The sequence below is a fragment of the Superficieibacter sp. BNK-5 genome, assembly GCF_047456055.1.
Classification (GTDB): Bacteria; Pseudomonadota; Gammaproteobacteria; order Enterobacterales; family Enterobacteriaceae; genus Superficieibacter.
Genome location: NZ_CP179893.1, coordinates 3,232,119 through 3,243,845 on the forward strand (window position 1 = coordinate 3,232,119; position 11,727 = coordinate 3,243,845).

Here is an 11,727-nt window from a genome sequence, read left to right on the forward strand (position 1 = left end):
TTTGCTTACAGAGTACTGAAAGTCGCTGCCGCTGCAACCCGCACTATCAAAAAATGTGAATTATGAGGTTGATGACAAACCGTCCGTGGAACACGGGGCGACCACCCACTCTGTCAGCAGTCTGATTATTCTCTGGTTGCGTTTTTCAGACACCTCCTTGTGGGTTCTGTGGTTGCTCTGCCAGGATTATCGTACACTGGCTGAAACTGCCCGGAGGATAAGATGAAAGAGCACGATATTGCAGGCATTCTGACGTCAACACGTACCATTGCGCTGGTAGGTGCGAGCGACAAACCTGACCGGCCCAGCTACCGGGTCATGAAGTATCTGCTGGATCAGGGTTATCACGTTATTCCGGTATCGCCGAAAGTGGCGGGAAATACGCTTCTGGGACAGAAAGGCTATGCGACGCTGGCCGATGTGCCGGAAAAAATTGATATGGTCGATGTTTTCCGTAATTCTGAGGCCGCATGGGGCGTGGCCCAGGATGCCATCGCCGTAGGAGCCAAAACGTTGTGGCTACAGCTAGGAGTGATTAACGAGCAGGCGGCAGTACTGGCGCGTGACGCGGGTCTGAACGTGGTGATGGATCGTTGCCCGGCAATTGAAATCCCTCGCCTGGGCCTGGCGAAATAAATAAAAAGCCCGCCGGGGTATCGACCAGGCGGGCTTTTTCGTATTCGGAGTTTAGTGGCAAAGTCTGGGCGACTGAAGCTGGCGGCGGATGGTACGGGACAATTCGTCCATTGAAGGCTGTTCCGGATGCTCTTCCAGCATCTCACCGCTAAGCTGTGCTTCGGCAAGATAGGTATGCACGGGCTGTCCGCTGTCATCTTCCATCACCACATGATACCAGGGCGCGGCGCGAAGCTCGTCATTCACCTCAAGTTCTTCCGGTGCTGGCTCTTCAAGGGAATACTCAGCATCCACATCCACAATAACGCCCAGATAGCCCAGCAGGTTGTGGCGAACCTGCTGACCAATGCCATATTTGCTGGCAATCATTGTCACCTCCAGGGGAAAATTGCTCTACAGGTTATGTGGGGCTAAATTTCCCTTTTTCAAGTTACATGACGCGGCAGGCAAACCCTTTCAGATAGAGTCCTTCCGGATAAGTAGCAATCACCGGGTGATCGGCAGCCTGACGGAACTGCTCTATAAATTGTATATCACGTCCGGCATCTATTGCGGCATCAGCGACAATTTTCTGGAATAAATCGGTAGTCATCAGACCGGAACAGGAAAATGTCAGCAGTACGCCGCCCGGATTCAGCAACTGGATTGCCAGCATATTGATATCTTTGTAGCCACGGCAGGCACCCTGCAACTGGCTTTTATTTTCAACAAACTTAGGCGGATCCATTACGATCACGTCAAATTTCTCGCCGCTATCGCGATATTTACGCAGCAATTTGAAGACGTCATCGCGCACAAATTCAGTTTTGCTGAGATCGAGCTGGTTTAGCTCAACGTTCTGCTTCGCCACGTCCAGCGCTTCCTGCGAGGTATCGACGCTGATGACCTGACGGCAACCGCCCATCAACGCGGAAACTGCAAAGCCGCCGGTGTAGGAGAAGCAGTTCAGCACACGCGCATTTTCGACGTAGCGACGGGTTGCCAGACGGCTGTCGCGCTGATCGAGATAGTAGCCGGTTTTATGGCCTGCTTTAATATCCACCAGCAGCTTCATGCCGTGTTCCTGAATCGGCAGCAGGGCGGGCGGCTGCTCGCCAGTGACCGGCCCCTGCGTCAGCTCCAGACCTTCTTTCTTACGCACCGCTACATCGCTGCGATCGTAAATCGCGCATTCCGGCCACAGCGACTGGAGCGCCGAGATCAGCGCCGCACGCTGATATTCTGCCCCGGCGCTCAGCAGTTGCAGCACCAGGAAGTTGCCGAAGCGGTCGATGGTTACGCCCGGCAGGCCGTCAGATTCTCCGGCGATTAAACGCCAGGCGTCCAGCCCGTCGCGCTTCGCCAGCCAGTCACGCCAGGTCTGCGCACGCTGAAGGCGGCGAACGAAAAAGTCGATATCCACCGACTCCTGCGGATCGAATGTCCAGACGCGGGCGCGGATCTGTGAATCGGGAGAATACGCTCCACGTGCCAGCCATTTGCCCTGATGATCGACAATATCAATGGTCTCACCCTGGCTGGCCTTGCCTTCCATCCGGGCAACGGCGCCGGAGAAAATCCACGGATGGCGGCGCAACAGCGATTTCTCGCGCCCTTTCGCTAACACTAAACGTACACTCATAGTTTACTTTTCTGTCAAATAAGGAAATTTGGCGCATTTTCCCGACTTCGCCCGGAAATTGCAACGCGTTAAGCGAAACCCACCTTCAGTATCCTGCAATTCAGCATGAGCTGTTAAACTTAGCCTGAGGTTTTTGAACAGTGAGGTTATTATGTCTGATGAAAAATCGACCCGCTGCGTAAAATGTTGGGTTCACGGCATGGTGCAGGGCGTTGGGTTTCGCTATACCACTCAGCATGAGGCGCAAAAGCTGGGGCTTACTGGCTATGCACGTAACCTGGATGACGGTAGCGTGGAAGTCGTGGCTTGCGGTGACGGTGAGCGGGTAGAGCAATTACTGGCATGGCTGAAAGCGGGTGGTCCGCGCAGCGCCAGGGTGGAGAAGGTTCTGACTGAACCTTCTCAGGGCGATCCGTCATGGACCAAATTCAGCATTCGCTATTAAATGCATTTCACCGGTTTAGGCAGGCCGGCAATTTTTGTCGCCTGCTTCGCGGGACCTTTCGGAAACAGGCGATAGAGATAGCGGCTGTTGCCTTTCTCTTCGCCAAAGGTATTCGCCATTGCTTTGACCAGCATTCGAATTGCCGGTGAAGTGTTAAATTCAAGATAAAAGGCGCGTACAAAACGCACCACTTCCCAGTGTTCCGGCGAGAGCGCAATGCCTTCCTGTTCAGCAATCACTTCGGCGAGTGCTTCGCTCCACTGATGGGTATCCTTCAGATAGCCTTCGCTATCAGTTTCAATGTCATGGCCTGCAAAGTTAAGCATCATATTTCACAATGTCATTCGGTAAACTGGTGGCAGTGTAGCAAAAAACAAAGCCCCGCATAAGCGGGGCCTGGTGACAGCACTTTACGTGTTAATCCCGGCTGGCGAAGCCCAGGATGCTCAGCAGGCTGATGAAGATGTTGTACAGTGAAACATACAGGCTGACGGTCGCACGAATATAGTTGGTTTCACCGCCGCGAATAATGTTGCTGGTCTCGAACAGGATCGCGCCGGAAGAGATCAGGATAAACACGGCGCTAATCGCCAGGTGCAGCGCCGGAAGCTGCAGGAAGATATTGGCTACCATTCCCACCAGCACTACCACGATGCCTGCCATCAGCATGCCGCCGAGGAAAGACATATCTTTGCGCGTGGTCAGTACATAAGCGGAACAGCAGAAGAACACCAGCGCCGTACCGCCCAGCGCCATCCCGATCACATCCCCCATCCCTGCGGAGAGATAGGCGTTAAGGATTGGCCCAAGAATATAGCCAAGGAAGCCGGTAAACGCGAAAGCCGCCAGAATACCTGAAGGCTGATTAGCCAGTTTGTAGGTCAGGAACATTAACCCGTACATGCCGACCAGCGTCAGGATCAGACCCGGCGATGGCAGCGCCAGCAGCGTGCTCGCCGTGGCGGTTATCGCTGAAAATGCCAGCGTCAGGCTCAGCAGGAAATAGGTATTACGTAGCACTTTATGCGTGCTAAGCAGCGATGAACTATCGCGGGAAACGGTAATAAAACGATCCATGAGTCACTCTCTTATGACAGATGTAATTAGCAAGAATAATAGAAAATCAAAGCCTAACGGCATATCGGTTTTACCCATCTTTACTCATTTTACGGTTTTCTGCACAGAATAAAATAATACGAATCAGGTTCCGGGCAGGATGAATAAGCGATCTCAGGAAAAGACGAGATCAATATCTTATAGGTCGCTAAAAAGGTTTGCTTTGCCTCCTGACTGTCGTTAAGAGTGGAGAGAGCGTGACGAGAAGTATCCCATTGATGAGGCAAAGGAAATGAATCGAGTTACCTATAAAACATACAATTACACCTTGCTGGCAGCGAGTTTACTGTTGACAACGACCTCCGTGCTGGCGGCAACCGTCCCTCCCGGAACAGAGCTTGCTGCGCAGCAGGAAGTGGTGAGAAATAACGGTAGCGAGCCAGCATCGCTGGATCCGCATAAAGTAGAAAGTGACGTTGAGTTTAATCTTATCAGCGATATGTTCGACGGTCTGGTCGGGGTTAATCCCGACGGCACCATTGCCCCCCATCTCGCGGCGAGCTGGGAAAATAAAGATAATACCGTCTGGACGTTTCATTTGCGCCCTGGCATAACCTGGTCCGACGGCACGGCTATTACCGCGCAGGATTTTGTCTTTAGCTGGCAGCGGCTGGTAGATCCTAAAACCACTTCTCCCTACGCCAGTTATCCGGGCAACATGCATATCGTCAATGCGGCTGACATTGCGCAGGGTAAAAAAGCGCCGGATACCCTGGGCGTGAAAGCTATTAACGATACCACGCTCGAAGTCACGCTGACCCAGCCTACCGCTGCATTCCTCGCGATGCTCGCCCACCCGTCGTTGGTGCCGGTCGATAAAGTGCTGATTACGCGTTTTGGCGATAAATGGTCGAGACCCGAACACTTCGTCAGCAGCGGGGCGTATAAGCTTTCGGAGTGGGTGGTCAACGAGCGCATCGTGGCGCAACGCAACCCGCGCTACTGGGACGACAAAAACACGGTCATTAATAAAGTGACCTATCTTCCGCTCTCTTCCGAGACCGCCGACGTTAACCGTTATCGCGCGGGGGAAATTGATATTACCAATACCGTGCCGGTCAATCAGTTTGCCCAGTTGAAAAAAACGCTGGGCGAGCAGGTTAACGTCTCGCCGCAACTTGCCACTTACTACTATCAGTTCAACACCACCAAAGCGCCGTTTAACGATCCGCGCGTGCGCCGGGCGCTCAATATGGCGCTGGATAAGGACATTATTGCTAAGAAAGTCATGGGGCAGGGGCAGCGTGCGGCATGGGTCATTAGCCAGCCGGAAATTGGCGGTGTTAATCTGAAGGGGCCTGACTATGCCAGTTGGCCGCGCGAAAAACGTCTTGCCGAGGCGAAAAAATTGCTGGCCGACGCGGGCTTTGGTCCGGATCACCCGCTCTCCTTTAGCTTGCTTTATAACACCATGGAGACCCATCAGCGCATCGCCATCGCTGCCAGCTCCATGTGGAAGAAAAATCTCGGCGTGGAGGTCAAACTCCAGAATCAGGAGTGGAAAACGATGCTGGACGCGATGCACACCGGCAGCTTTGACGTGGTGCGCTACGCCTGGATCGCTGACTATGACGATGCGGCGACCTTCCTTAATAATTTCCGCACCAACGACAGCGAAAATACCAGCAAGTACAGTAATACCGCTTACGATGAGGCGCTGACAAACGCCGCCCGGGCAGCAGATGTGAAAGCTCGCGGTCAATATTATCAGCAGGCGGAGGAGATTCTCGGGCAGGATGTCCCTGCGATCCCGGTTTATCACTATGTACGCACGCATCTTGTGAAGCCGTGGGTCGGCGGATTTACGCCTGACAGCCTGGGGTATTACTACACCAAAGACCTCTACATTAAAAAACATTAAGCGCACACGTACCGTTTGTGTTGATTAACTGCTCAATATGCTGTTATTTCAGCCGATTAATCACATTTTGACGCTTTTTCAGGCAAACGATCGGATTAGTGCTTTACACGGCGCATGGAGATGTTTATATTGCGCCTCAACCCGGAAGCGTGGCCGAGCGGTTGAAGGCACCGGTCTTGAAAACCGGCGACCCGAAAGGGTTCTAGAGTTCGAATCTCTACGCTTCCGCCAAATTTAACAAGGGGTTACCGAAAGGTAACCCCTTTGTTTTTTGGGTTCTTACCGTATCCCGGCCATATTCGCCCGCCAGCATCAACTCTCTTCTGACAAAATAAATTTTATAACCCGACCTGGCATCTCTTCATCCAGATCATGATCCAGTTGCGGATTACGCCATGCCCCATCATCCGGGCAGGAAAACCCGCCCTGCCTACCGGCAATCACGGCCAGAAGTGGTAAATGTACACTCGATCACAAAAAGAAAATTAGCACAGTTTTTCTTCTTTTGTTTTAACTGTTACGCGTATACAGTTACCGATAACTTCAAAAGGAGGCGGTATGGAAAATTTGTTTGGACTCGCCGGAAAACGTGCGTTGATCACTGGTTCTGCGCAGGGTATCGGTAATTTGCTGGCGAAGGGATTAGCCGCGCACGGCGCTGAAATTGTGATTAACGATATTACGCAAGCGCGGGCAGATGAGGCGGCGCGCATGCTGGTAGATATGGGCTATAAGGCGGTGGGATATGGCTTTGATGTCACCCACGGTGGAGAAGTTGAGCAGGCCATTGCGCACATCGAGCAATCCGTTGGCGCTATCGACATTCTTATCAACAATGCCGGGATCCAGCGTCGCTATCCCTTTACTGAATTTCCCGAAGCAGAGTGGGACAGGGTTATCGACGTTAACCAAAAATCTGTTTTTCTGGTATCAAAGCAGGTTGCTAAATATATGATGGCGCGGCGTCAGGGTAAAATCATTAATATATGTTCCATGCAAAGTGAACTGGGCAGAAAAACCATAACGCCTTACGCCGCCTCAAAGGGCGCAGTAAAAATGCTGACGCGTGGAATGTGTGTGGAACTGGCAGAATATAACATACAGGTGAATGGGATCGCGCCTGGCTATTTTGCGACGGAAATGACCTCTGCACTGGTCAATGATGAAAATTTCTCTGCCTGGCTGTATCAAAGAACGCCTGCTGCCCGCTGGGGAAGACCGGAGGAACTTATTGGCGCTGCGGTTTATCTGTCTGCACCAGCTTCCGATTTTGTCAATGGACACGTTCTTTTTGTCGATGGAGGAATGCTGGCGGCAGTATAAAAATAAATAACCTGTTTTGATTGCAAATTAATTTTTACCGCTGAAATTCTCAGGAATTATTATCGCCTGAGTCGGGAGCGCTTTACCTTTTTTGCGCTCCTGTAGTGACAGCGAAATAAATATTTATTAATCATCTGAGGATTACTTATGAACATACAAAAATTACCAGTTCGTCGCTGGTGGTATTTGATGCCTGTTATTTTTATTACTTACAGCCTGGCGTATCTCGATCGCGCAAACTATGGTTTTGCGGCAGCCGCAGGTATTGAGCACGATCTTGGTATTACCAAAGGCACCGCCTCGTTAATTGGCGCACTGTTCTTTTTAGGGTATTTTTTCTTTCAGGTGCCGGGCGCTATTTACGCCGTAAAGCGCAGCGTAAGAAAAATGATTTTCTGTAGCCTGATATTATGGGGATTTTGTGCCGCCGCCACCGGTTTTGTCAGTAATATTCCGACCCTGATGGTCCTTCGTTTTACGCTGGGTATCGTGGAAGCGGCAGTCATGCCTGCCATGCTGATTTATATCAGTAACTGGTTTACCAAAAGCGAACGCTCGCGGGCCAATACCTTTCTTATTCTGGGAAATCCGGTAACAGTATTGTGGATGTCTATTGTCTCCGGCTATCTTATCCAGGCGTGGGGCTGGCGCGAAATGTTTATGATTGAGGGCTTACCAGCGGTCATCTGGGCGGTCTGCTGGTGGGTACTGGTACGTGACAAACCTTCGGAAGCGACATGGCTGAGCGCGCAGGAAAAACAGACCCTGCAACAGGCGATGGATAGCGAGCAGAGTGATATCAAACCCGTGCGTAATTATGGCGAGGCCTTACGTTCGCGCAATGTCATTATGCTGTGCGCGGTACATGCCTTGTGGAGCATTGGCGTATACGGCTTCATGATGTGGATGCCGTCCATTCTTAAAAACGCCGCGCAAATGGATATCGTTTCCGTCGGCTGGCTGGCCGCTGCGCCTTATCTGGCGGCGATTTGTCTGATGCTCACCGTCTCCTGGCTATCGGATAAATTCCAGAACCGTAAGCTTTTTGTCTGGCCGCTGTTGTTAATCGCTGCCGTGGCGTTCTTTGGCTCCTGGATGCTCGGCAACCACGCCTTCTGGCTCTCATATGCCTTACTGGTCATTGCCGCAGCCTGCATGTATGCGCCTTATGGACCTTTCTTCGCCTTAATTCCGGAACTGCTGCCGCGTAATGTTTCCGGCGTTTCGATAGGTCTTATCAATAGCTTCGGCGCGCTGGGCGCGTTTCTGGGCGCATGGCTTGTGGGCTACCTTAACGGATTAACGGGAGGGCCGGGCGTCTCTTACTCTTTTATGGCCATTTCTCTGCTGGCTTCGGTTGTGCTGATGTACAACGTGCGCGCCGGCAATAAAACCTCTGCCACCCCGCTGACAACGGGCAACGTCGCTGGCTGAACGGATATCGGTGATGCGCGCCCGCATGGACTATGTTAAGGTTCTCTGCGATAACAGTTTGACGTATATCGCAGAGAATCATATGAAAAACAATCGGATGACATTGCAGGATATTGCGGATCTGGCTGGACTGAACAAGATGACAGTGAGCCGTTATTTGCGCGACCCGAATCAGGTATCGCAACGCAGCCGGGCAATTATTTCGAAAATTATGGAGGAGAATAATTACATTCCGAACCGCGCCCCGGAAATTTTACTTAATGCCCGCAGCAAAACCTTCGGCGTACTTATTCCCTCTTTTCGTAATTTAATTTTCGCCGATGTATTAGCGGGAATTGAGTCTGTGACGTCTGTGCGTCAATACCAGACGCTGATTGCCAATTATGAATACGATCCAGAGCGTGAGGAGCGAGAAGTGCTTACTCTGCTCTCTTACAATATTGACGGGCTTATTCTGACTGGCAGGCAGCATACCGCACGGATGGTGCAGTACGTCCGCGCCAGCGGTATTCCCGTCGCCGAACTGATGGATCTCACCGAAAACCCCATTGATATACAAATAGGTTTTGATAACGAAAAAGCCGCGTTTGAAATGACGCAGGCGTTTATCGAAAGCGGAAAACGCGCCATCGCCTATTTTGGATCTATGGACGATCCCCGTGATATTAGCCGTTTTCGCGGCACCGAAACGGCGCTGGCGGCGCATGGTCTGCATCCTGTCCATTTCGCGCCCAAAAGTATTTCCTCCATTACGCTTGGCCGTCAGATGTTTCAGCAGGTTATGCGTGAAAGGCCGGAGACCGATGCCATCTTCTGTACCAATGACGATCTGGCCGTTGGCGTTCTGCTTGAATGCCTGTCGCAGCAACGCCACGTCCCCGGCGATATCGCCATAGCAGGCTTTCATGGCCTGGAAATCGGCCGCGCCAGGCTTGAGAAGATCGCCAGCGTGGTTACGCCGCGCTACGACATTGGCAAAGTCGCAGCAGAGTTATTAATGCAGCGGCTTAGCGGCAAAGATACGCCGCAAAGCGTTAACCTTGGTTATCAAATTTATTATGGCGATACGCTTTAATCCGCGGTTCATGACAACAAACCATGGCAGTTCGAAAATAGAATCATTCAATCGCCATTAACGGCCAGCTCGCTTTTTATTAAGCCCCCGCCATAACTGCCTGTTTTACAGAGGCGTACTTTTTTATAAATCGATCAACAAATTCTCTGAACGACTACGTGAACAGCATAATGCGATGTACTGCCTGGCGGCGCTTTTTTCTGCTTCCGATTGCACCGTATCCCGATGGTCAACGACGCCATCAATAACCGGGGTAAGGCAGGCACCGCAGATCCCCATTTCACAGGACAACGGTACGTCTACGCCATTTTCGATTAACACCTGGGCGATCGTTTTATCGCCGGGCACCGGCCATTTTTCTCCGCTGGAGGCCAGGGTGACGGTAAAGGTCTGCGTATTGTCTTCAATCGCCGGCGAAAGCACAGGCTGGAACGCTTCGCTGTGGAGCCAGGCTTGCGGCCATCCTTTGGCTGTCGCGATCTCTGTGGCGGCGGTCATAAACCCCGCAGGCCCGCAGGCGTACAACCGCTCCTGGCCGCCGGGGGCGGAAATCACATTATTAAGACCATGGCGCGCGCTTTCGCCCTCATCAGAACAGTGGATCAGGCAAACGCCATTTTTTAGCGGCCGGGAGAGTTCACGCAGGAAAGCGGCGCTGGCGCGGCTTTTGACATAATAGTGCAGCGTAAACGACGTGCCGACAGCCTCCAGGTGAAGCGCCATGGCATACAGCGGGGTAAGGCCGACGCCAGCCGCCAGCAGCAGGACGTGGTCAGCATCATGCAGTGGAAACAGGTTACGCGGCGGGGAGATCAGCAACGTCTGACCAGGGCGCAGGGTTTCATGGACATACTGCGATCCGCCGCGTGATGCGCTTTCTTTCGCCACACAGATAAGATAACTCTCCCGGGAGGCGCTGGTGCCGGTTAGCGAATATTGACGAATAATGCCGCAGGGCAGGTGGACGTCAATATGCGCGCCCGGCTGCCAGGCGGGCAGCGGTTCGCCGTTTTCCGCCACCAGCCTGACGGCAAGGCTTTTATCGCCCTGCCGCCAGAGTCCATCAACAATTACCTTCAGCACATCATTCATCTCTCTTCTCCGTCAAACGAGGAAAAATTCGCCAAAACCCATCTTTTTCAATCCGCGGCGGTAGGCGATCGAACTCCTGTCGGCAGGAATATGTGCCTCCAGCGTGAGATCCAGCGGCAGTTTTTCCGGGCGCTGCGTCTCCACCATCAGGCGATCTTCTTCAAACACGCGTAAATTGAACGCATGGACGTCCTCAACCGGTACATGGAGATCGAAATTACGCGCGATGGGCGCAAACATGCGGGTAATGCGCGACGATACCGGCGAGGCGGCATTCATAATCACCAGGCGGGCCTCGCCGGGAAAATGGATAGTCAGCGTGGCGGTGAAGGGCAGATGCATTTCAAAATGGCGTAGCCACTGAAATCCTTCCGGCGCACGAAAGTCTGAACTGGCGGGGTAATTACCTACCGAACTCCAGTAATCCGCAATAAAACCCGTCGCCGTTTCCTGCGGATGATACGCCGGTACAACCTGATTATCCGGGTCGGCGAAGGTGTCGGTGTGGATCCAGGCAAAATGAGCGACATCCAGAAACCCTTCCACCTGGCGACCGGCAAAACCATTTACCTCAAAGGCCGGGCAGTTGATCTGCTGAAAACCGTCGTCGTGCCAGTGCGGCATGGTGGGCAGCGGCACCGGGTTCTGCGGATCGAAGGCCAGACAGGCCCAGATGAGACCGTAACGCTCCTCAGCTGCATAGCTGGTCAGGTTGAGCTTCGCCGGAACCGGCTGATCCGGGCTGGAGGGAATGCGGTTGCAGCGGCCATCCTCGCCAAAACGCAGTCCGTGATACGGGCAGATAATTCCTTCGTCATCGTGAAATCCAAGGGTCAGCGGTACGCCGCGATGCGGGCAGACATCGCGGGCGACCACGACCTGATTTTTTATCCGGTAGATCACCAACTGTTCGTCCAGCAGCGTAGCCTTCACCGGCGCCGCGCCAATATCGCAGGCGCGGGCCACCGGATGCCAGCATTTTGCCAGGCGCAACCAGTCTTCCGGCTCGAAGGTGCAATGGGCGGGCGGCGTGGGATGTTGTGTTTTCATGGGTGTCATTCCTGCTCACGGAAAAGTATTTGTTTAATTGTTGTGACTTTATTGTTGCCATATTAAGGTGTTCA

Annotated in this window: 12 protein-coding genes and 1 tRNA gene; 7 read left to right on the forward strand and 6 right to left on the reverse strand. The window is 52.7% G+C overall.

Annotated elements, in window-relative coordinates:
* Positions 1 to 222: 222 nt before the first annotated feature.
* Positions 223 to 636, forward strand: a complete 414-nt coding sequence (locus ACMGGS_RS15425; RefSeq protein ID WP_276164528.1) for a CoA-binding protein — start codon at positions 223 to 225, stop codon at positions 634 to 636.
* A 51-nt stretch (positions 637 to 687) separates the two neighbouring features.
* Here the strand turns inward: ACMGGS_RS15425 and hspQ are convergent, their stop codons facing one another.
* Both hspQ and rlmI read right to left on the reverse strand, forming a co-directional pair.
* Complete coding sequence (hspQ, locus tag ACMGGS_RS15430) at positions 688 to 1,005, reverse strand: heat shock protein HspQ (RefSeq protein WP_414163350.1); 318 nt, start codon at positions 1,003 to 1,005, stop codon at positions 688 to 690.
* Between the two features lie 61 nt (positions 1,006 to 1,066).
* Positions 1,067 to 2,257: a 23S rRNA (cytosine(1962)-C(5))-methyltransferase RlmI gene (gene rlmI, locus ACMGGS_RS15435; protein WP_414163351.1), complete on the reverse strand. Its 1,191-nt coding sequence runs from the start codon at positions 2,255 to 2,257 to the stop codon at positions 1,067 to 1,069.
* Between the two features lie 151 nt (positions 2,258 to 2,408).
* On the opposite strand from rlmI, the gene yccX reads away from it, so the two are divergent.
* Complete coding sequence (gene yccX, locus ACMGGS_RS15440; protein WP_194205641.1) at positions 2,409 to 2,702, forward strand: acylphosphatase; 294 nt, start codon at positions 2,409 to 2,411, stop codon at positions 2,700 to 2,702.
* Here the strand turns inward: yccX and tusE are convergent.
* Both tusE and yccA read right to left on the reverse strand, forming a co-directional pair.
* Entirely contained in the window at positions 2,699 to 3,028 is a 330-nt protein-coding gene (gene tusE, locus ACMGGS_RS15445; RefSeq protein WP_414166289.1) for a sulfurtransferase TusE, read from the reverse strand. The two genes, yccX and tusE, sit on opposite strands and share 4 nt — an antisense overlap.
* A gap of 91 nt (positions 3,029 to 3,119) precedes the next feature.
* On the reverse strand, positions 3,120 to 3,779 hold the full coding sequence (yccA, locus tag ACMGGS_RS15450) for an FtsH protease modulator YccA (protein WP_103675364.1): 660 nt from the start codon (positions 3,777 to 3,779) through the stop codon (positions 3,120 to 3,122).
* A gap of 271 nt (positions 3,780 to 4,050) precedes the next feature.
* On the opposite strand from yccA, the gene ACMGGS_RS15455 reads away from it, so the two are divergent.
* The 5 genes from ACMGGS_RS15455 (at position 4,051) to idnR (ending at position 9,511) form a co-directional block, all read left to right on the forward strand.
* Complete coding sequence (locus ACMGGS_RS15455; RefSeq protein ID WP_414163352.1) at positions 4,051 to 5,679, forward strand: ABC transporter substrate-binding protein; 1,629 nt, start codon at positions 4,051 to 4,053, stop codon at positions 5,677 to 5,679.
* Positions 5,680 to 5,822: 143 nt separating this feature from the next.
* Positions 5,823 to 5,910, forward strand: a tRNA-Ser gene (locus ACMGGS_RS15460).
* Between the two features lie 327 nt (positions 5,911 to 6,237).
* Positions 6,238 to 7,002 carry a gluconate 5-dehydrogenase gene (idnO, locus tag ACMGGS_RS15465; protein ID WP_414163353.1) on the forward strand — a complete coding sequence of 255 codons (765 nt, stop codon included), beginning with the start codon at positions 6,238 to 6,240 and terminating at the stop codon, positions 7,000 to 7,002.
* A 147-nt stretch (positions 7,003 to 7,149) separates the two neighbouring features.
* Entirely contained in the window at positions 7,150 to 8,436 is a 1,287-nt protein-coding gene (locus ACMGGS_RS15470; protein WP_414163354.1) for an MFS transporter, read from the forward strand.
* Positions 8,437 to 8,518: 82 nt separating this feature from the next.
* Complete coding sequence (gene idnR, locus ACMGGS_RS15475) at positions 8,519 to 9,511, forward strand: DNA-binding transcriptional regulator IdnR (RefSeq protein ID WP_414163355.1); 993 nt, start codon at positions 8,519 to 8,521, stop codon at positions 9,509 to 9,511.
* A 123-nt stretch (positions 9,512 to 9,634) separates the two neighbouring features.
* Here the strand turns inward: idnR and ACMGGS_RS15480 are convergent, their stop codons facing one another.
* The gene (locus ACMGGS_RS15480) at positions 9,635 to 10,603 is read right to left on the reverse strand and encodes a PDR/VanB family oxidoreductase (protein WP_414163356.1); all 969 of its coding nucleotides are present in this window, start codon (positions 10,601 to 10,603) and stop codon (positions 9,635 to 9,637) included.
* A gap of 12 nt (positions 10,604 to 10,615) precedes the next feature.
* Positions 10,616 to 11,653, reverse strand: coding sequence for a molybdenum cofactor-independent xanthine hydroxylase subunit HpxD (gene hpxD, locus ACMGGS_RS15485; RefSeq protein WP_414163357.1), 1,038 nt, complete (start codon positions 11,651 to 11,653; stop codon positions 10,616 to 10,618).
* Positions 11,654 to 11,727 lie beyond the last annotated feature (74 nt).

Bases quoted from the DNA above. Each gene is read 5' to 3' on its own strand.
- ACMGGS_RS15425 (WP_276164528.1), top strand. From the start codon at position 223: ATGAAAGAGCACGATATTGCAGGCATTCTGACGTCAACACGTACCATT.
- hspQ (WP_414163350.1), bottom strand. From the start codon at position 1,005: ATGATTGCCAGCAAATATGGCATTGGTCAGCAGGTTCGCCACAACCTG.
- rlmI (WP_414163351.1), bottom strand. From the start codon at position 2,257: ATGAGTGTACGTTTAGTGTTAGCGAAAGGGCGCGAGAAATCGCTGTTG.
- yccX (WP_194205641.1), top strand. From the start codon at position 2,409: ATGTCTGATGAAAAATCGACCCGCTGCGTAAAATGTTGGGTTCACGGC.
- tusE (WP_414166289.1), bottom strand. From the start codon at position 3,028: ATGCTTAACTTTGCAGGCCATGACATTGAAACTGATAGCGAAGGCTAT.
- yccA (WP_103675364.1), bottom strand. From the start codon at position 3,779: ATGGATCGTTTTATTACCGTTTCCCGCGATAGTTCATCGCTGCTTAGC.
- ACMGGS_RS15455 (WP_414163352.1), top strand. From the start codon at position 4,051: ATGAATCGAGTTACCTATAAAACATACAATTACACCTTGCTGGCAGCG.
- idnO (WP_414163353.1), top strand. From the start codon at position 6,238: ATGGAAAATTTGTTTGGACTCGCCGGAAAACGTGCGTTGATCACTGGT.
- ACMGGS_RS15470 (WP_414163354.1), top strand. From the start codon at position 7,150: ATGAACATACAAAAATTACCAGTTCGTCGCTGGTGGTATTTGATGCCT.
- idnR (WP_414163355.1), top strand. From the start codon at position 8,519: ATGAAAAACAATCGGATGACATTGCAGGATATTGCGGATCTGGCTGGA.
- ACMGGS_RS15480 (WP_414163356.1), bottom strand. From the start codon at position 10,603: ATGAATGATGTGCTGAAGGTAATTGTTGATGGACTCTGGCGGCAGGGC.
- hpxD (WP_414163357.1), bottom strand. From the start codon at position 11,653: ATGAAAACACAACATCCCACGCCGCCCGCCCATTGCACCTTCGAGCCG.